This is a genomic window from Streptomyces sp. NBC_01717 (assembly GCF_036248255.1).
In the GTDB taxonomy this organism is placed as follows: Bacteria; Actinomycetota; Actinomycetes; order Streptomycetales; family Streptomycetaceae; genus Streptomyces.
The window spans coordinates 1,562,866-1,582,625 of the sequence record NZ_CP109178.1 but is presented as its reverse complement, the minus strand read 5'-3'; the positions used below and the strand labels follow the sequence as shown (position 1 = coordinate 1,582,625).

The window sequence follows — 19,760 nt, the reverse complement described above, 5'->3', positions numbered from 1 at the left end:
CAGGGTCATCGATACCAGCCGAACCGCTCGGCCATCACCGGAAGCCGCTCGGCGACGAGGGCATGGGCCGCCGCCCGGGGAGTGGAGCCGTCGGCCTCGGCACGGGCCAGCATCCGGCCGATCAGCGCCCGCATCGAGCGACGGGTGTACTCGAACGCCTCCTCGGCATCGGCGCCGATGTCACCGAACAGCGTCCACCACCACCATGCGTTCGTACCGGAGTTGACGACCACGTCGGGCAGTACGGTGATACCGCGCTCGGCGAGCAGCGCCTCCGCTTGCGGTAGTACCGGCATGTTCGCCGCCTCGACGATCCAACGGGCGCTGATCCGAGCCTGGTTCGTGGCGTCGACGGCGTACGAGACCGCTGCCGGCACGAGCACCTCCGCCTCCTGCGTCAGCCACGCGTCGGCGGCCAGCTCCCGGTCTCCGTCCCGCAGCGCACCGCGGTCCACCGTTCCGTACGCGTCCCGGGCCGCGAGCAGCGCCTCGACATCGAGGCCCGCCGGGTTGACGATCGTCCCCTTGATGTCGGCGACGGCGACGACCTTGAGTCCGGCCCGGGCGAGGAACCGTGCCGTGGCGCCGCCCATGGTGCCGAGCCCCTGTACGGAAACCCTGGCTTCCGTGTACGCGACGCCCGCCCGGTCCAGCGCGGCGAGCGCGGACTCGGCTACCCCGCAGCCGCCGACCAGCTCGTCGAGCCCGATGCCGTCCACCTCGACGGCGAACGCGTCGGCGAGCCGCTGCCGCGCCGCCGTCTCGTCGTCGAGCAGCGGATAGACCGCCTGGATCGAGGAGACGAGCCCTGCCTCGGCCGCCGCCCGGTCGACGATGTCCTGGGTGAGTCCGAGATCCTCACCGGTCGTCCAGACGTTCTCAATATACGGACGCACGGCCCGCAGATAGCGCACGAGCACTCCGTACGCCTCCGGGTCGCGCGGGTCGCAGTCGATGCCGCCCTTGGCGCCGCCGAGCGGTATGTAGCGCGCCTGTGTGTCATCGGCATCGAAGTGCAGGGCCTCCTTCATCGTCATGCCCCGGGCAAGTCCCGCCACCTCGTCGAGCGTGCAGCCCGCTCGCATCCGCAGCCCGCCACTCGACACGCCGCGCACCAGCCGGTCGACGACCAGATGTCCCTGGCGTCCGGTGACGTGGTCCGTCCAGGTCAGCGAGATCAGCGGGGCGGACGGAGCGGCCGGGGACACCGCCGGCGCCTTCGGAGTCGTCATCGGGGTGTCTCCTCGGTATCAGTGATCAGCGTGGGCCCCGGAGTGGTCCGGGCCGGGCCCGGGCGAGCGCCTTCGGTGGTCCGGGGTGACCGCCGCAGTCAACGACTTACTGAATCGCCGGTCAGTATCTGGAGGCGGGGGCGCCCCTGTCAATGTGGCCCTTGCTGAATGCTTGTTCAGTGGCTGGAGTCAGGGACTCTCGTTCGGATCGGGCCGAGTGGGAATCGGTGCGGGAGCGCATGTTCTCCACGGCGACCATGGTCGTCAGCTCGACCAGGGGCTTCTCGCCGTGCGCGGGCCTGATCGGTCCACCAGGGTGCGGGACCGGTCGAGCGACATGCGGGCGGTCGTGGCCGGTTTCCTTGTCCGGTGTTCACCGGTGCCGGCGGGCTGCTGTCGCGGATGCGCCGGGCGACGGCCGCCGGATGTGACATGAGTCAGTGGCGGAACGCGGAATCCTGCGATCGGTGTGCACGTTGGATTCGTCATGACGGGATTCGATGCACAGCAGGATGCGCTCCTTCGGCTGATCGCCGAAGAGAGCGGCGGGGTGCTCGTGACGCTGAAGCGGGACGGCCGGCCCCAGCTGTCCAATGTCAATCACTTCTACTATCCCGCAGAGCGCATCATCCGTGTCTCGATCACCGATGACCGGGCGAAGACGCGGAACCTGCGGCGCGATCCGCGGGCGAGCTACCACGTCACCAGCAAGGACCGCTGGGCCTGGACGGTCGCGGACGGCACGGCCGAGTTGTCGCCGGTCGCCACCGATCCGTCCGACGCGACCGTCGAGGAGCTGATCACGCTCTACCGCGACGTGCAGGGCGAGCACCCCGACTGGGACGATTACCGCAGCGCGATGGTCCGCGACCGGCGGATCGTGCTACGGCTGCACGTCGAACACGTGTACGGGCAGCCGCGTGGCTGAGACGGCGTGCCCCCGCCGTCATTCCGTTGGCCGCCCCGTACTCGCACTGTCCTACCCCCTGCTCATAATGAAACGACACCGACTCCCTCAGGAGATGTTGTGACCGGCGCTGACTCCTTGCATTCGCTCCGTACCCGGCTGCGTTCGCTGCGACCCGCCGCATTCGGCGCCGACCCGGGGGGCGCCCGCATGGAGCGCATCCGTAATTCGCCCAATTTCGCCGACGGGGTCTTCCAGAACCCGGTGGGGGCGCGGACCAGGCCGTCCGGCTCGACGCTGGAGTTCGCGAAGGTCTACTTCCACAAGGAGGAGCGGGTACGCAGGTCACCGAACGGCATGGTGCCCGTTCATGCGACCACTCTCGCCGACCTCGCCCGGCCGCCGGCCTCGGGGCTGCGGCTCACCTGGATGGGCCACTCGAGCGTGCTCGCCGAGATCGACGGCCGACGGGTGCTCTTCGACCCGGTGTGGGGCGAGCGCTGTTCGCCATTCGCGTTCGCCGGACCCAAGCGGCTGCACCCGGTGCCGTTGCCGCTCGCGACGCTCGGCCCGCTCGACGCGGTCGTGATCTCGCACGACCACTACGACCACCTCGACCTGCCGACAATCCGCGCCCTGGCGGGCACGGACACGGTCTTCGTGGTGCCGCTCGGTGTCGGTGCCCACCTGGAGCGCTGGGGCGTGTCCACCGACCGGATGCGTGAGCTCGACTGGAACGAGACCACGAACGTCGCCGGGATCAGCTTCACCGCGACTCCGGCCCGGCACTTCTGCGGACGCGGCCTGCGCAACCAGCAGCACACGCTCTGGGCGTCCTGGGTCGTCGCGGGCCCCGAGCACCGGATCTACCACTCCGGGGACACCGGCTACTTCCCCGGTTTCAAGGACATCGGCGCCGAGCACGGCCCGTTCGACGCGACGATGATCCAGATCGGTGCGTATTCGGAGTACTGGCCCAAGAACCACACGGACTCTACGCCTCTCCCTGGTGGGTGGCCCGACATCCATATGACGCCGGCTCAGGGGGTCCAGGCGCACCTTGACCTGCAAGGGGGCAAGCCGCACGGCGTCATGATGCCCATCCACTGGGGCACCTTCACGCTCTCCATGCACCCGTGGGCAGAGCCCGGCGAGTGGACCAAGGACGCCGCCGAGGAAGCCGAGCAGCCGGCCGCATTCCCGCAGCCGGGCGAGCCCTTCGAGCCCTCGGGAACGCTTCCCCTCGATCCCTGGTGGCGTGCCGTGGCTGCCCCGATCGCACACCCCTGGCGCCGTACCAAAGCAACGGACGTTGCCCAGGGTCAGGACAGCCGCGATCTTGATCTTGCGGGTGAGCGGTGACTCGGGGCAGGGACGAAAGCTTGAACACAATGACGCAGGTGTTTCGCCAGGATGACGGAGGCTGAAATGAGAACCGGAGGGTGAGACCCCCTCCGGCTACTCGGCAGAGCGCACTGGAAGGCGAAGGACGGCCGCCTCTCGAAGGTGCTGCGGCCGAACAACGCCCACCTCCTGCCGCGACCGAACGTCGCGTCAGGCTCCGCGGCGAGGAGATCAGCCCGCGCAAAGGTCGCTTTCCGCGGCCACTGGTCGAGGCGGTCCAGGTCGGCGGGGGTCATGCCGGGCGGGCCGAGGACGACATCGCCGAGTTCCTCGGTCACTGCCATCAACAGCTCCGCGTCCAGCTCGGTCTCAGGCGTGGCCGGGTGAAGTGGGGTGCCGGCCCGGGCGATGAGCTCGGCGAATCCGGCTGGCGAGCTGATATTGAGGGCCCGCGCTCCATCGGGGCCGGACTTGATGCCGTGGGGCACGTCCCTGGGAATGGTGAAGAAGTCACCGGAACGCAGGGTCACAGTGTCCGACCCGGCTCACACGGACAGCGAACCCGGAAGCAGACCGCGCGAACAGGCCGCTGCGGGCCGACCTTGTGCCCTCGGACTGCCCTCCGTCCTCGGGATCGCTGGACAGCATCTCCATCACGACAGGTCCGAGCGAACAAAGTCCTCGGCGCACAGGCCGGTCCGGCAGCACACGGGCAACCACTCGGCCGCGATCTCCCGAACGTGCGGCAGGCAAGCCCTGTCGGGCTCCACTAGCGTCAGGATCTCGAAGGGGGTGCCGGCAGCACTCCTCCGGCAGATCAAGTCCAAGTCCGCGTCCCGCGGAGCCAAAATCTGTGCCCTCGCCGGCCACAAGACACGGAAGGTGGTCGAGGAACCAGCCGCGAGCAGCCGGCGCCGGGACCCGCCGATTTCGCGGCGAGCCCCGTGCTCAGTGAGTGCTAAAGTCGAAGTCATAACTTCGGATCTAGCAGTAACCGGGGGTCGTGGTCCCTCTCTGCCGGCGCACTCGAGGCGAGTCCCTGGTGAGGGCCCTTCATCTCGTACCCCCGGCTTCCGCCCACCCGCACTCACTTGGAGGTGCCATGAACGGCAACCAGCCCCAGGCCGACGTACTGCCAGGCGTCGTCACCGAGTACCTGACGGCCCACCGCGAGCGCGACGCCGCCACTGCGATCACAGCGTTCACCCACGACGCCACCGTGACCGACGACGGCAAGACCTACACCGGCGCCGCGGCCATCGAGTCCTGGCTGAACCGCTCGGCCAGCGAGTACACGTACACGACCGTACTCACCGGCGCGCACAGCATCGATGCGTCCCACTACACGGCCGTGCATCGGCTCGAGGGCGACTTCCCCGGCGGCGTCGTCGACCTCCGCTACCAGTTCACGCTGCGCGACGGCCGCATCCAACGTCTCGTCATCGAGCCCTGACCGCGACTGCGCCGCGGCAGTCCCCACCTTTTTCCTCCTCTGCCGACAGAAAGATGTCTATGAAGACCTGGTTCATCACCGGAGGCACCCCCGGCGGGTTCGGCATGGCTTACGCGGATGCCGCGCTGGACAATGGCGACCGTGTCGTGCTGACCGCCCGCAGACCTGAGGAACTGCATGCCTGGGCCGCGCCCTACGGTGATCGGGTCCTCGTCCTGCAGCTGGACGTCACCGACGCCGAGCAGATCCGGTTGGCCGTCTCGACCGCACAAGCCCGCTTCGGCACGATCGACGTGCTGGTCAACAACGCCGGCCGCGGCTGGTACGGGTCCGTGGAGGGCATGGAGGACATTGCGGTCAGGAAGCTGTTCGAGCTGAACTTCTTCGCGGTCCTGGCAGTCACCCGCGCCGTTCTGCCCGGCATGAGGGCCCGGCGCAGCGGGTGGATTATCAACATGTCCTCGGTTGCAGGCCTGTCCGGCGTCGTCGGCTTCGGCTTCTACAGTGCGGCCAAGTTCGCGATCGAGGGAATGACGGACGTGCTGCGCGAGGAGGTGGCGCCGCTGGGCGTCAACGTGATGGCCGTGGAGCCGGGAGCGTTCCGCACCCGTGCCTACGCCGGGTTCGCCGAGGAACCGGTGCAGGAGACCATTGAGGACTACCGGCCGATGCTCCGGTCCGTCCATGCAGCCATGGTCGAGCAGGACGGGAAGCAGCCCGGCGACGCCGCACGGGGCGTACGGGCCGTTATCGCCGCGATGAACCAGGACGATCCGCCGCGTCAACTCGTGCTCGGCGGTGCCGGTTTCGAGCGGGCCGTCGGCCATATCGAAACTGCGCTCGCCGGCATCCGCGCGCACGAGGCCCTTTCACGGGGCGCGGACTACCCGCCCGGCCAATAACGCCCTCCCGTGCCGAAACCGGCCGGGGCCGAGCCTGATGAGGCGGGGCCCGGCCGGACGTACCGGCGGTCCGGCCGGGATGACTTGAGCACTGCATCAGCTGCAGCGGAGGTCTCCCGCGCATGTTCGCCGTCCGCGCCACTCACGCAGACGCCGACGACCCGTATCCCGAGGGAAGGGGGCGTGAGAAGGCCCGCCTCGCGTAGCTGCTAAAATAGAAGTAGTAAGTTGTGCTTTAGCGCCTATGCGCGTGAGGTGGTCAACGTGGCGAGCCGAATCAGACTGGAAGACAGAGAGTGTCCGCTGTCGACGACCGTGGGGCATGTCGGTGAATGGTGGACCCTGCTGATCCTGCACGACGCGTTCGACGGCTACACCCGCTTCGATCAGTTCCAGGAAAACCTCGGCATCTCCTCGAGCATGCTCACCACCCGCCTCAAGTCCCTCGTTGCCGAGGGAGTGCTCGAGCGCCGCCCCTACCAGGACAATCCGACCCGCTACGAGTACGTCCTCACCGACCTCGGCCGCTCGATCCGCCCGGTCATCGTCGCCCTCGCCGCCTGGGGCAACTCACGGTTGGCGCCGGAGGAACGCAGCATGATCCTGGTTGACGCCAAGACCGGGAAAGAGGTCGAACCGGTCGTCGTCGACGCCGCCACTGGTAGGAGACTGGACGACAGCGAAGCCTTCGTCTACACCGCGGGACCCGCCGCCAGCGACGCCATGCGCGCCCGTTACGTAGAAACCGGCCCCACGTAACCGAAGGCACAGAGCCGCTGCTGCTGAACGCCAATTCCCGCCCTGCCGAAGGTAAATCAACCCGCGCGGCGGCGCGCATCACCTCCAGCACCTGGTTGCCCGCCGGCCGGCACCGGGGTCCAGCACCCAGGGACGTGACAAGTCGAGCTCGCCCTGCCACACCGATGGACCGCACGCGCGGACGTGCGGCACGACACGATGAGGAAGAGGCCCTGTGCCGACTGCGGATGAACTGCTCGGCGTGGACACAGTGCACGCTCTGGCCGACTGCTGGCAGAAGGCGGACCAGCATTCCGTGGCATCCGCGGTGCGCGAATGCGCGCCGCGCCTGGCAGGCCTGGGCCTGCGCGAACGCAGCGACCTGCTGTGCGACGCCCTGTTGCGCGCCGGACCGACACCGTACGCAGCCTTCGCCGCCGCCGTGCGCACCGCGCTCGCCGACCCCGCTTTCAGCGGCTGGATGATCTGGCCAGTCTCCGAAGCCGTTGCCGCCAAGGCCACCACTGCGCCTCAGGGAACGTGCTTCGAGGACGCCCTGTGCCTTCTGTCGGATCTCACCCCTCGCCTGACGGCCGAATTTGCCATCCGGCGGTTGCTGAACACAGACCTGGACCGCGCACTGGCCGTGATCAAGAAGTGGACTGCTCATCCGGATGAGCATGTGCGCCGCTTGGCCAGCGAAGGCACGCGACCACGCCTGCCCTGGGCGGTCCGCGTACCCGCCATCCAGGAACGCCCCGAGACCACGCTTCCCATCCTCAACGCCCTGTACAAAGACCCTTCGGAGTACGTGCGCCGGTCGGTCGCCAACCATCTCAACGACATCAGTCACACACAGCCCGAACTGGCCGTCGACGTGGCCGCCGCCTGGGCCGACAAACCAGACACCCACACCCCCCGGCTGATCCGCCACGCGCTGCGAACCGCAGTCAAAAAAGGTGACCAGCGAGCCCTGGCACTGTTGGGTTTCGAGCTCCCTGTCGACCTCACCGTCACCGGTCCGAACGTGGCGCGGGACATTGTCGCGGTGGGCGAACAGCTCCGCTTCGACTTCACCCTGGAAAACCGCGGAGACAAACCCCAACGCCTGGCTGTCGACTACATCGTCCACTATCGCAAGGCTAACGCGACCACCTCCCCGAAGGTCTTCAAACTGACTGTCCGAACGATCCAGGCCGGGGAACGAGCCGCACTCAGCGCCTCCCGATCCTTCGCACCGGTCAGTACACGTGTCTTGCACCCCGGCACACACTTCCTGGAGCTGCAGGTCAACGGGCAGCCGCACGGCAAGGTGCCTTTCGAGGTCGTGCCTGCCCGGTGGGGCTCGTAAAGTCATCGCTGCTGGTCAGCGCCCGCCTTCAGGCTCGTTGGTGGGGACTTGATGGCGAGCAGGCCCGCCTCCGGCCGGGCATACGGGTGCAGATCTGCACGCGGACGGGGCGGGACGTGTTGTGAGGGGCGGCCGGCGCGGTCGTCCCGGTTACTTCGGGTCGCGGTTGAACTGCGCCGTCGACCAGCGGTAGCCGAGCGCGATCAGGCCGACGCACCAGGCGATCGCGATCCAGCCGTTGTTGCCGATCTCGGTGCCGAGGAGGAGGCCGCGGAGGGTTTCGATGGCGGGGGTGAAGGGCTGGTACTCGGCGATCGGCTGGAACCAGCCGGGCATGGTGTCGGCCGGGATGAAGGCGCTGGAGATGAGCGGGAGGAGGATCAGCGGCATTGCCATGTTGCTGGCCGCCTCGGGGTTCGGGCTGGCCAGGCCCATGCCGACTGCGATCCAGGTCAGCGCCAGGGCGAAGAGCACGATGAGCCCGAATGCTGCCAGCCACTCCAGGACGGTTGCGTCCGTGGAGCGGAAGCCGATGGCCACGCCGACGGTGCCGACGAGGACCACGCTCATGACGGATTGCAGCACGCTGCCGACGACGTGCCCGATGAGTACCGAAGGGCGGTAGACCGCCATCGTGCGGAAGCGGGCGATGAGGCCCTCGGTCATATCCATGGAGACGTACACCGCGGCCCCGATCACGGTGCTGCCGATGGTCATCAGCAGCAAGCCCGGGACGATGTAGGCGATGTAGTCGGAGCGGTCGGCGCCGCCGCCGCCGATGCCCGCGCTCATCACGTCGCCGAAGATGTAGACGAAGAGCAGCAGCATCATGATCGGCGTGAGTAGCAGGTTCAGGGTCCCTGAGGGGTAGCGCCGCGCGTGTAGCAGGTTGCGGCGCAGCATCGTGTTCGAGTCGCGTACGGCGAGGGGGAGGGAGCTCATCGGACGGTCTCCTTGGGCTGGTTGGGGACGCTGGTTGGGCCGGTCAGGGCGAAGAACACGTCGTCGAGGTCGGGGGTATGGACGGTCAGTTCGTCCGCCTCGATGCCGGCGGAGTCGAGCCGGTCGAGGATGGAGCGCAGTTCGCGCTGACTGCCGTCGCTGGGGATGGACAGCGACAGTGCCTCGTCGTCCCGGCTGACCTCGCGCAGGGCGTCAGCGGCGGACCGGTACGTGACCGGGTCGGTGAAGCGGAGCCGGACGTGCCCGCCCGGGATGAGCCGCTTGAGCTCCTCGGCGGTGCCCTCGGCGGCGATCCTGCCGTCATGCAATACAGCGATGCGGTCGGCGAGTTCGTCGGCCTCCTCCAGGTACTGGGTGGTGAGGAAGACGGTCACGCCGTCGGAGACGAGGCCGCGGATGATGCCCCACATGTTGTGGCGGGAGCGCGGGTCGAGCCCTGTCGTCGGCTCGTCAAGGAAGATGATCCGCGGGTTGCCGACCAGCGTCATCGCGAGGTCGAGGCGGCGTTTCATGCCGCCGGAGTAGGTCGAGGCGGGCTTCTTCGCGGCCTCCATCAGGTCGAAGCGTTCCAGGAGTTCGGCGGCGGTGCGCCGCCCCTCGCTCTTGGACAGGTGGTGCAGATCCGCCATGAGGAGCATGTTCTCCTCGCCGGTGATCAGGCCGTCGACAGCAGAGAACTGCCCGGTGACACCGATGGCGGCACGGACCGCCTGTGGGTCGGCGGCCAGGTCGTGCCCGCCGACGTTCAGGTCACCGGCGTCGGCGGTGATGAGCGTGGACAGGATCTTCACGGCGGTGGTCTTGCCGGCGCCGTTCGGGCCGAGCAGCGCGAACACAGACCCGGCCGGGATGCGCAGATCGATACCGTCGAGGACGAGCTTTTCGCCGTATGACTTGCGTAGCCCGACGGCGGAGACGGCGGTCGGCGACGGGTGACCGTCGCCTTGCCTGGATGTGGGCATGACAGATGAAGGCATGGTGGCTTCCCTTCGGAGGCTGGAGACGCAGGGGAGTGGAAGCTGTTACGGAATCCGGATTGAGTGACTGTCCGTGCTACACGTCAGTCGTGTCATCTTGGAGAACGGGGTCGAGCGGCCCGCCGCCGGAGACCTGCCCGCCGGGGGTACGGGCAGGACTGAGCCAGGTATCGCCAGCCTGCTCGACCACCTCGGTGGACAGGATCTGCGGCGGCTTCCGGTGACCGGTCGGTCCGCGCCTGTTCGCGCTGCGCCGAGGCGAACGAACCGCGCGTGCGGGCTACGCGCCCACCGGCATGAGGCGACGGGTGCTACTTCCCGGCCGTGCCGGGTTCCCTGCTGATGGACTCCTGGTAGACGTCCGCATAGGTGCGTGAGTCCTTGACCAGGTCGTCGCAGAACGCGGCGACGTCGCTGCCGATGAGTTGCAAGACCCCCTTGCCCGCGGCGGCGCCCTCCTCGAAGAAGTCGACGATCCCGGGGAGCAGGGGCCCGTCAGGAAGGTCGATCGGTCCGACCTTGAACAGGTATTTCTGAATCTCCTTGTAGACGATCTGGTAGTCCGGCGGGAGCGCCTTGACTCGAGCCATGTGCGCCCGCCACTGCTTCTTGCCCTCGATGATGTCCTGGATGCCCACGTCAGCCTCCTAGCCGGCTCAATTTCCTTGCGACGTTCCTGTTCAACTGCTCGCGCCACCGGTCGCGATAGGTTCGGGCCCCTTCTCCACCGGCCAGTGCCGTGCAAAAGCCTCGGATGTCGTCGCCGAGCACCTCGTGGACGCTCTGCCCGTCGGCCGCTGTTTCTTCGAGCAGCCCCAGGGCTGCGTCGAGGATCGGCATCAGGTTGCGGCCGGTGAAGCTCCCATGGGGGAAGAGGTGGCCCTTGATCTGTTCCCACGCCACCCGGTATTCGTCCGGCAGGGCCTCGGCCCGGGCTTCGAACGCCTTCCATTCCCTGGTGAGATCGCTGCCTGTGATGGTCTCCCAGAAGTTCATCTCCCGCCCTCCTTGAGCCTGTCGATGCGTGATGAGACGTACTGCCATTTCGTCCAGAACTTCGCGAGTTCCTCGCGTCCGGCGTCGTTGAGCGCGTAGAACTTGCGCGGCGGACCGACCCCGGATGGTCGCTTCGTCACCTGGACGAGTTTGTTCCTCTCCAGTCGCAGCAAGATCGTGTAAACCGTCCCTTCGACGACGTCGGCGAAGCCGAGATCGTTCAGCCGGCGGGTGATGGCGTACCCGTAGGTTTCCTCGCTGCCGATGATTTCGAGCACGCACCCTTCGAGCGTGCCCTTCAGCATCTCCGTCAGGTCGTCCATCGCGAGTCCTCCTCGGTCCTAGTGGTACTGCGTAGTACCGAGTACCACTATACGGTATCACCGAGTAGTGGAGGCTGCCAGCGATCGGCGAACACGGACCGGACTCTGTGATCCGCGAAGCGAAGGAAGGGATCCAATGCGACGAACCTCGGTCCTCCGGTGTTCGCAAGGTGGCGATGTGCGCCTGGCGTTGCGGTGGTCAGCAGGTGGCGTTCAGCTGGAGTACACGCCGTTTCAAGATCGTGTCACCAGAGTTTCAACTCGTGCCTACCTCACACTCACATTCCGGCGTCGCCTCGGTATGCGCTGCGGCTTTGACGCTTTCAGGACTGCTCATCACAGGGATGCTGGCCGCTCAGTCTGCGGCTGCCGCGGACCCGGCCGGCTACCCGAACGTTCGGATCAACGAAGTCACCTCGTCGAACAACGACACGGTGGAGCTGTACAACACCGGCTCGACCGCAGTCAGCATCAGCGGCTGGAAGATGTCCGACGACAGCTTCTCGCCGCAGACGTTCAGCCCGTCCTCCAGCACGATCCCGGCGGGCGGCTTCGTCAGCTTCAACTCGCCCAAGGGGCTCGGTGACTCGGACAAGCTGGTGATCTACACGTCCGGCGGCACGGTGGTCGACCGCGTCGAGTGGGCGACCGACAAGGCGAAGCCGGCGATGGCGCGTTGCGGCGGCGACGGCTCCGGGGCGTGGGTGACCACGACCTCGGCGACCACGTTCGGCGCCTCGAACGCCTCGGGCTGCCCGTCGTCGATCCCGGCGGCGAGCCGGGTGCGGATCAACGAGGTCACCTCGAACGGCTCCGACACCGTGGAGCTGTACAACGGCGGAACGAGCGCGGTCAGTGTCGGGTCGTGGAAGTACGTCGACAACGACACCTCCCACTCCGCGGCCTCGATCTCGTCCTCCTCGCCGAGCGCGACCAGCATCCCCGCGGGCGGCTACGTCACGTTCAACTCCACCATCGGACTGGGCGACAACGACTCGGCCTTCCTCGTCGACAACAACGGCAACAGCATCGACTCGGTGACCTGGGCGACCGACGGTGCCAAGCCGTCGGACGAGCGCTGCACCAACGGCAGCGGCTGGTTCCGGACCGCCACGACCGCGACGCTCGGCAGCGCGAACTCCTGCTCCGGCAGCGGCGATGGTGGCGGCGGCGATGAGACCGGACACTTGCTGGGCGGCGGAGGCTCGCTCACCAGCGGCTGCACCCCCGAGGCGGCCGGCGGCACGGGTTCCACCCCGACGGGCACCCTGGCGTGGCCGGGCGGCCTTGACGTCACGATCGCGGACAACGTCTGCGCGTTCACCACGTCCACCGGCCCGGAAGGCCGGGACCTGAGCGGCTTGGCCTTCGACCCGGCGCACCCGTCGGTGCTGTGGGCCGCCAAGAACAAGAACTGGCTGTACAAGCTGGCCAAGAGCAACGGCAAGTGGATCCCGGACTCGTCGTGGAGCGCGACCGGCAAGCAGATCCGCTTCGCGGGCGGCTCCGGCGAGCCGGACGCAGAGGGTCTGACGGTCGGCAGTAACGGCCACATCTACGTGACCTCCGAGCGCGACAACACCAAGAACACGGCGCCCAAGGACACGATCCTGGAGTTCGACCCGGCGGCGACCGGCTCGACGCTGACGCCGGTTCACCAGTGGGACATGACCTCGCAGTTCCCGCAGCTCAACACCGGCGACAAGGACGACGCCAACCTGGGCTTCGAGGGCGTCGGCTACGTGCCGGACAGTTGGCTGACCGCGAACGGCTGGGTCGACCCGCGCACCGGCGCCGCCTACAACCCGGCGAACTACCCGCTGCACGGGTCGGGCCTGTTCTTCGCCGGCCTGGAGTATGACGGCACGTTGCACGTCTACGGCCTGAACTCCGACGGCACGTTCACCACGTTCGGCGCGATCGCGACCGGCAAGGCCTCCGTGATGGACGTGACGTTCGACGCCGGAACCCAGCGCCTCATCGCGACCTGCGACAACACGTGCGGCGAGACGCACACCTTCATGAAGGTCAACGCCTCCGGTGCGCTCGTGCCGGACGTGACCTACAAGAACCCGGCCGTCATGCCGACCGAGAACCTGGAGGGCTTCGCGATCGCGCCGACCTCGACCTGCGTCAGCGGCTTCCGCGAAGCCGTCTGGAGCGACGACGGCATCTACGGTTTCGGCTCCGGAAGCTCCTCCTACGGACACGCCCTCTACAGCGGCACCTTCCCCTGCTGATCTTGCCGACCACGGGAGACGGCTCACCCACGGGGTCGCCTCCAGGGTGAGGCGCCCAAGCAGTACGCAGCGATGAAGCTCCTGGCAGACGGGGTGACGACCAAGACCACCCGCCGACTGCCAGGAGCTTCGTCGTGCCTGTCCCCGGGACCGCCTTCAGCCTGTGGACGCCGGACGTGCTCATGGCCCATCGGCGCGGCCCCATCCTCTTCGTGGCCGTGCTTCGGCTGCGGTGGTCACCATCACCAACTACGAATCGTCACGCGCCGTTCCCCTGGAGGGGTGGGCCGAGTGGCCGCCCCTGGAGTCGACCGCGGCCGTCGTCACGGCGGCCCCTGATGACGAGCTTGTTGCGGAGATCTGATGCCGAACTGAGCTGACATCGAGTGCCCCGCTCTTCCGGCTCGACGGCGGGGTGGGACCTCTACCGGACCCGCAGCTCGGACCACCCCGGGACCCGCGCTACTCGAACCGCGGACCGCCTAAGTCGTGACTAGTAGTAGCCGGGGTACACGGGGTACACAGGGTAGACCGGGTACACGGGGTACACGGGGTACACGGGATAGGTGGTGGTCCATGGCTGCCATCCGCACTCGCTTGGGTGCCAGTCGCACCAGCCGGCGGGTACGGCCTGTGACGCGGTGGTCTGTGCCGGAACCTGTGGCGCCGCCTGGGCTGTCGGCGCAGCTATTGAGAAGGCAAGTGCTGAGGCCAAGGCGGATGCACACACGAACGCTGGGATTCGTCTACGCACAGTTCTGGTCATGATGAACCTCGTCCTGTGGAGACCCCCGAGTTCTGCTTCACCCCCGTATTCCCACGCTCCGCCTCTTACCAGCCGCTGGCAACCCCTCCGCGCCTGTCGACCGAGGCATGTGCGCTTGGCCCCGCTCCGCGCAGGTCGGACGGTCGACGGCATCGTGACAGGAAGCCGGCACTCCTGCTGAGGCCCGCAGCGGGATGCGGTCCCGGGTGTGCCGTGATCCACTGAGATGGCGGAACGTGCGTGCGCGGGCGTGGGACGAGACGGCCGATCCGCAGGGTTCGGAAGGGGCGTCCACATGAAGGTCGTCGTGGACCTCACACGGTGCCAGGGATACGCACAGTGCGCTTTCGCCGCACCGGATGTGTTTGCCATCCGGGGGGACGAGGCGCTGCTGTACGACACCGATCCGGACGACGCGCAGCGGGAGAAGGTCGCGCGGGCCGCGGCGGCCTGCCCGGTCCAGGCCATCTTCCTCGACCGTGACGACACCCGGCTCCGGCAGCCCGCGCCCGAGAAGCACGTGGCCGCCCCCGGCTCTGGGGGAGCGTTCAAGCGTACGGGGCGCATCGTCATCGTCGGGGCGTCCCTGGCCGGCCTGCGGGCTGGTCGTACGCTGCGCCGGGAGGGCTTCACCGGCTCGCTGACCGTGATCGGGGACGAGCCTCACGCACCCTATGACCGGCCGCCGTTGTCCAAGCAGGTCCTCATGGGCCAGGTTCCGGCGCGGCGGACCGGACTGCCCCGCCACGAGGCACTCGACGCGCACTGGCGGCTCGGAGTCGCGGCCACGGGACTTGACCTGAGGGGCAAGCAGGTGCTGCTGGCCGATGGCGCGAAGGTGGGATTCGACCGGTTGCTCATCGCCACCGGGGTGCGAGCGCGCCCGTGGCCGAACGAGGCGGAGGCCGCGCTCGACGGGCTGTTCGCACTGCATACGCCGGAAGACGCGGAAGGGCTGCGGCAGCGGCTGGTGGCCGGACCCGGCCGGGTGCTGGTCATCGGCGCCGGGTTCACCGGCTGTGAGGTCGCCTCCGCCTGCCGCGAGTTGGATCTGCCGGTGACCGTCCTGGAGCGAGGCCCGGCCCCGCTGGCCGGGGCGCTGGGCGCGGTGATCGGCGGGGTCGCGGCGCAGATGCAGCGCGACAACGGCGTCGACCTGCGGTGCGGCGTTCGGGTCGAGTCGCTGGAGGGCGATGACAGCGGGAGGCTGCGGCGCGCGCGTCTGTCCGACGGCAGCACTCTGGACGTCGAAGTGGCGGTGGCCGCGCTCGGCAGCATCCGCAACGTCGAGTGGCTGGAAGGCTCGGGACTGGCGGCAGGTGTCTGGGGTGTGGCATGCGACGCGGGCTGCCGCGCCGTCGACGTCAACGGCGTCGTCACCGACGATGTGTTCGTCGCGGGCGACGTGGCCCGCTGCCCGCACCCCGTCTACGACTACCAGTACCTTTCACTGGAGCACTGGGGCAATGCCGTCGCCCAGGCGGAGATCGCCGCACACAACATGATCAGCGGCGAGGGCGAACGATGGCCGCACCTGGCGTTGCCGGAGTTCTGGTCGACCCAGTTCGGCACCGAGATCAAGTCGGTCGGCGTCCCGACCCATGCCGACCACGTCGTCATCGCGCAGGGATCGGTGGCCGAGCGCCGCTTCGTCGCCGTCTACGGCTACCGCGGGCGGATCACCGCGGCGGTCGGCTTCAACCAGTCCAAGTGGCTGGAGTTCTACGCGGGGTTGATCGACCGGGCGGCGCCGTTCCCGCCGTCCTCCGCACCACCGACCAGCCCACCGACGCACGGCCGGTCGCGGCCGAGGTCCCCGACAGGCCCACCCCTCACGCCACCGTCGTGGTGACCGGTCACGGGCCCAGCGAGCGGCGGGCCACCTTGGTCCGCAGGACGTACCTGTGACGCCTGCCCGAACCACGACGCGTCCGGACCTCCGAGTTGCGGGAGATGTTCCATGAACCAGACCAGCATCTGGCAGCAGATCCTCGACCACTCCCACCGCGCCGACCCGTACCCGCTCTACGCCGAGCTGCGCAAGACGCCCGTGGTACGGGTGGAGGACGGGAGCTATGTCGTGAGCACCTACCGGGAGATCGTCGCCCTGCTCCACGACCCGAGGCTCAGCTCGGACATGCGTAACCTCCCCGAGCTGGCCGCCGGGGCGTCGGCGCGAGGGCTCGACGAGGGCCCGGCCACGCTCCCGCCCAGTTTCATCCTGACCGACGCACCCGAGCACGACCGGCTCCGGCGGTTGCTGACGCGGAACTTCGGCCCACCGCACCGTCCCGGTCGCATCGACAGCATGATTCCCCACATGTTCGAGATCGTGACCGGCGAGATCGACGGCTTCGTGGGGAAGGACCGGTCGGGCACGACCCGGGTCGACATCGTCGACGACTTCGCCTACCCCTTCCCGGTGACGGTGATCTGCCAGCTGCTGGGAGTCCCGCGCGAGGACGAATCACGATTCCAGGCAATGTCCGACGCGGTCGTCCAGGCCGGCGACCCGAGCACCGGCGGGATCGTGGAGCGGCAACAAAGGCGCGCGAAGGCCGTCGCCGACCTCGGCCAGTACTTCGCCGAGCTCCTCGACGCCCGCCACGGCCGACGGGGCGACGATCTGCTCTCCGGACTTCTCAGCGGCGACGGCGACGAGACGCCGATGTCACCCGAGGAGATACTGAGCAACGCGGCCCTGCTGCTCGTCGCCGGCCACGAGACGACCGTCAACCTCGTCACCAACGGCATGCTCACCCTCCTGCGCCACCCCGAGGTACTCGACCGGCTACGCCGCGGCGACGAACCCGATCTGGCCGCCCGGGTGGTCGAGGAACTCCTGCGCTACGAACCACCGGTGCAGATTTTGTCCAACAGCCGGAACACCCTCGACGACATCGAGATCGCCGGCACCACCATCCCCAAGGGTTCACCGGTCGTACTCGTGCTCGCCTCCGGCAGTCGCGACCCCGACTTCGTTCCGGACCCCGACCGCTTCGACCCCGACCGCGAGCACAACGAGCACCTCGGCTTCGGCGGCGGCATCCACTACTGCTTCGGAGCCCCACTGGCCCGTCCCGAGACGCAGATCGCCCTCACCGAGCTGGCGCACCGGCTGAAGAACCCCCGACTCGTCGTCGACCCGCCGCCCTACCGTGCGAGTCCGTCCCTGCGTGGCCCCCGTCACCTCCTCGTCGACCTCGACGGCGTCAACCCCGGACTGCACCGCCCACCATGAAAACCATGACCGTGCACGGCACCCACCTGAGCACCGTCCGTGCTCGTGGATTCGCGGGTCCTGCACCCACCTCCTGCAAGCTCCTCCGTGACCACGGCCGGGGAATCTGCGCTCGGAGCGGCTCGGGCCGTCCGGCTCTGCCGGATCGGCCGTGCCGTTCTACGTGCTCCGGCTGCCCGGGTGTCCGTGCCCGGGTGTCAATGAGGCGTATTCGGTTGTCCGTGCGAGAGCTCATACCAGAGCGGGACGGATGGCGGGCAAGTTCTGCAACTGCCCGCCACGGATGCTCGCTCGGCGACTACCGTGTGTGGCCGGTGATCAACGGTGGGCTCATATCTTGCGGGCCTGCCCGACCGATGACCTGAGCCTGACCGACCACCGTAGGTGCCACCACATGAACGCCGATTCCTGGTGCCCCACGTACCGAGGACGCTGATGTCTCAACTTCGCGCACCCGAAGCGCGACCGGAACGCCGAGAAGGCGGGCGGCACGGCCGGCCGGGGGCCCGTGCCCACTCGGCCGCCGCCAGGCCACGCGCCGCACAGCTGTCCCCCGATGCCCGCATACGACCCCAGATCTTCCGCACGGCCGTGCTGCCGGCCATCGCCGTCGCACTGTGCGGCGCCGCAGCAGTCATCATCACCGTCCGCTCCACGAGTGCCCCGATGACCACCCCGCTCTGGACCGCGCTGGGCGGATCCGCGGCGCTGGCCGTCGCCGCTGTGGTCGCCGCGTTCCTCGGCGCCAACCGGGTCGCCACCACCGTCCTCGGCCGTTGTCTGGCCCTGCGCCGTGCCAGTGCCCAGGGGCAGGCCGAACTGCAGCGGGTGGTGGAGCAGTTGCGCAACGGCGAACCGTTGCCCGCGCGGCGGCCCCCGCAGCCCGCGCCACCCGGCAGCGACGCCTTCGACCTGCTCGCGCAGGAAATGGGCCGCTCGCACGAAGGGGCTGTGGCCGCAGTCGTGCAGGCCTCCCGGCTCACCCATGAATCGGGCGAGGAACAGCGGGTCGAGGTCTTCGTCAATCTCGCCCGCCGGCTCCAGTCGCTCGTACACCGTGAGATTCAGCTGCTGGACGAGCTGGAGAACGAGGTCGAGGACCCCGATCTGCTCAAGGGCCTGTTCCACGTCGACCATCTCGCCACCCGCATCCGCCGGCATGCGGAGAACCTCGCCGTCCTCGGCGGCGCCGTCTCCCGGCGGCAGTGGAGCAACCCGGTCACCATGACCGAGGTGCTGCGCTCGGCGATCGCCGAGGTCGAGCACTATCCACGGGTCAAGCTCGTGCCACCGATCGACGGCACGCTGCGCGGGCACGCCGTGGCCGATGTGATCCATCTGCTGGCCGAACTCGTGGAGAACGCCACCGTGTTCTCCGCCCCGCACACCCAGGTGCTGTTGCGCGCCCAGCACGTCACGGCAGGGCTCGCCCTGGAGGTCGAGGACCGCGGACTCGGCATGCCGGCCAACGAACAGAAGCGGATGAACACCCTGCTCGCCGATCCCGACCGGGTCAACGTCGCCCATCTGCTGCAGGACGGCCGGATCGGACTGTTCGTCGTCGCGTCACTGGCCCGCAGGCACGGCATCGCGGTCCGGCTGCAGAGCAACATCTACGGCGGCACACAGGCCGTACTGGTGCTGCCGCAGTCCCTGCTCGGGGTCGAAGGGGACGCGCCCACGACGGCCGACGCCGCATCGGTCCCGCCGCCCGGCCCCGTACACCGGCCACCGGCCCAGAACGACACCGCCCGCCGGCGGGACCTGGGCCCCGCGCCGGCCCAGAACCGGCAGCCGCAGGTAACCAGTCAGCCGCTGCGGCTGCATCAGCCACCGCAGCAGTTGCGAAGGCAGGGCGAAGCACCACCGCTGCCGCTGCGTGTCGAGAGCGTCAACCGGTCCATCCCCGCCGATGCCCGCCCCGGCGTCCAGCGCCCGGACGACGCGATTCCGGCTCTCCAGCCCGACCCCGGAGTCGTCCGCGGCACCATGGGGCGGCCCCAACTCCCCAGGCGCGCCAACCAGGAACACCTGGTCCCACAGCTCAGGGAGGCGCCCGCGCCGCGCACCGAGGACGAACAACCTGTCCTGCACGACCCGGGCCTGATGGCGTCCTTCCGCCGGGGCATCGAGCTCGCCGAGGCCCGCAGCGTGTCGGACGCCGACACCGCGCAGGCCCCGGACGGCACCCGCGACGCGCCCGCACCGCAGGCCTGGCAACCGCCGGCCCCACTCGAACCGCTGCCGGTCCGCGGAGTCACCGCGCCCGCCGAACCGTCGCACCCCGCCCCGGACCCTCTCGAAACGAACACCCTCAAGGAGTAGAT

General features: G+C 68.6%; 15 protein-coding genes and 2 pseudogenes. 11 read left to right on the top strand and 6 right to left on the bottom strand.

The annotated features are described in order from the left end of the window. Nucleotides 1-5: 5 nt before the first annotated feature. A complete protein-coding gene (locus OHB49_RS07340) occupies nucleotides 6-1,232 on the bottom strand; it encodes a Glu/Leu/Phe/Val dehydrogenase dimerization domain-containing protein (protein WP_329158893.1) in 1,227 nt (408 codons plus the stop codon). Between the two features lie 487 nt (nucleotides 1,233-1,719). On the opposite strand from OHB49_RS07340, the gene OHB49_RS07335 reads away from it, so the two are divergent. The 6 genes from OHB49_RS07335 (at nucleotide 1,720) to OHB49_RS07310 (ending at nucleotide 7,927) form a co-directional block, all read left to right on the top strand. Beyond that, complete coding sequence (locus tag OHB49_RS07335; protein WP_329158891.1) at nucleotides 1,720-2,160, top strand: PPOX class F420-dependent oxidoreductase; 441 nt, start codon at nucleotides 1,720-1,722, stop codon at nucleotides 2,158-2,160. A gap of 99 nt (nucleotides 2,161-2,259) precedes the next feature. Further along, on the top strand, nucleotides 2,260-3,501 hold the full coding sequence (locus OHB49_RS07330) for an MBL fold metallo-hydrolase (RefSeq protein WP_329158889.1): 1,242 nt from the start codon (nucleotides 2,260-2,262) through the stop codon (nucleotides 3,499-3,501). 1,084 nt (nucleotides 3,502-4,585) lie between these two features. Continuing rightward, the gene (locus OHB49_RS07325) at nucleotides 4,586-4,936 is read left to right on the top strand and encodes a nuclear transport factor 2 family protein (protein ID WP_329158888.1); all 351 of its coding nucleotides are present in this window, start codon (nucleotides 4,586-4,588) and stop codon (nucleotides 4,934-4,936) included. A 59-nt stretch (nucleotides 4,937-4,995) separates the two neighbouring features. Beyond that, nucleotides 4,996-5,838 (top strand): SDR family NAD(P)-dependent oxidoreductase, encoded by an 843-nt coding sequence (locus OHB49_RS07320; protein WP_329158885.1) that lies wholly within the window; start codon nucleotides 4,996-4,998, stop codon nucleotides 5,836-5,838. A gap of 264 nt (nucleotides 5,839-6,102) precedes the next feature. Continuing rightward, complete coding sequence (locus tag OHB49_RS07315) at nucleotides 6,103-6,597, top strand: winged helix-turn-helix transcriptional regulator (protein ID WP_329158884.1); 495 nt, start codon at nucleotides 6,103-6,105, stop codon at nucleotides 6,595-6,597. A 241-nt stretch (nucleotides 6,598-6,838) separates the two neighbouring features. Beyond that, the gene (locus OHB49_RS07310; protein ID WP_329158881.1) at nucleotides 6,839-7,927 is read left to right on the top strand and encodes a DNA alkylation repair protein; all 1,089 of its coding nucleotides are present in this window, start codon (nucleotides 6,839-6,841) and stop codon (nucleotides 7,925-7,927) included. A 150-nt stretch (nucleotides 7,928-8,077) separates the two neighbouring features. On the opposite strand, the gene OHB49_RS07305 is transcribed toward OHB49_RS07310, so the two are convergent. From OHB49_RS07305 to OHB49_RS07285, 5 genes are all read right to left on the bottom strand, one after another. After that, nucleotides 8,078-8,869 carry an ABC transporter permease gene (locus OHB49_RS07305; protein WP_329158880.1) on the bottom strand — a complete coding sequence of 264 codons (792 nt, stop codon included), beginning with the start codon at nucleotides 8,867-8,869 and terminating at the stop codon, nucleotides 8,078-8,080. Next, a complete protein-coding gene (locus OHB49_RS07300) occupies nucleotides 8,866-9,852 on the bottom strand; it encodes an ATP-binding cassette domain-containing protein (RefSeq protein ID WP_443079646.1) in 987 nt (328 codons plus the stop codon). The genes OHB49_RS07305 and OHB49_RS07300 overlap by 4 nt, the downstream gene beginning before the upstream one ends. Nucleotides 9,853-10,178: 326 nt before the next feature. Continuing rightward, the gene (locus OHB49_RS07295; protein WP_329158878.1) at nucleotides 10,179-10,505 is read right to left on the bottom strand and encodes a DUF1048 domain-containing protein; all 327 of its coding nucleotides are present in this window, start codon (nucleotides 10,503-10,505) and stop codon (nucleotides 10,179-10,181) included. 1 nt (nucleotide 10,506) lies between these two features. After that, entirely contained in the window at nucleotides 10,507-10,863 is a 357-nt protein-coding gene (locus OHB49_RS07290) for a DUF1048 domain-containing protein (protein ID WP_030973405.1), read from the bottom strand. Beyond that, complete coding sequence (locus tag OHB49_RS07285) at nucleotides 10,860-11,186, bottom strand: PadR family transcriptional regulator (protein WP_030973407.1); 327 nt, start codon at nucleotides 11,184-11,186, stop codon at nucleotides 10,860-10,862. Before OHB49_RS07285 ends, OHB49_RS07290 begins: the two co-directional genes overlap by 4 nt. A gap of 314 nt (nucleotides 11,187-11,500) precedes the next feature. On the opposite strand from OHB49_RS07285, the gene OHB49_RS07280 reads away from it, so the two are divergent. From OHB49_RS07280 to OHB49_RS07260, 5 genes and pseudogenes are all read left to right on the top strand, one after another. Continuing rightward, nucleotides 11,501-13,426, top strand: coding sequence for a lamin tail domain-containing protein (locus OHB49_RS07280; RefSeq protein WP_329158872.1), 1,926 nt, complete (start codon nucleotides 11,501-11,503; stop codon nucleotides 13,424-13,426). 992 nt (nucleotides 13,427-14,418) lie between these two features. Then, nucleotides 14,419-14,652, top strand: a pseudogene (locus OHB49_RS07275) (ferredoxin); the annotation flags it as partial. 60 nt (nucleotides 14,653-14,712) lie between these two features. After that, nucleotides 14,713-16,100: pseudogene (locus OHB49_RS07270) on the top strand (NAD(P)/FAD-dependent oxidoreductase). Nucleotides 16,101-16,152: 52 nt separating this feature from the next. Next, nucleotides 16,153-17,433 carry a cytochrome P450 gene (locus OHB49_RS07265; protein WP_329158871.1) on the top strand — a complete coding sequence of 427 codons (1,281 nt, stop codon included), beginning with the start codon at nucleotides 16,153-16,155 and terminating at the stop codon, nucleotides 17,431-17,433. 435 nt (nucleotides 17,434-17,868) lie between these two features. After that, complete coding sequence (locus tag OHB49_RS07260; protein ID WP_329158870.1) at nucleotides 17,869-19,758, top strand: ATP-binding protein; 1,890 nt, start codon at nucleotides 17,869-17,871, stop codon at nucleotides 19,756-19,758. Nucleotides 19,759-19,760 lie beyond the last annotated feature (2 nt).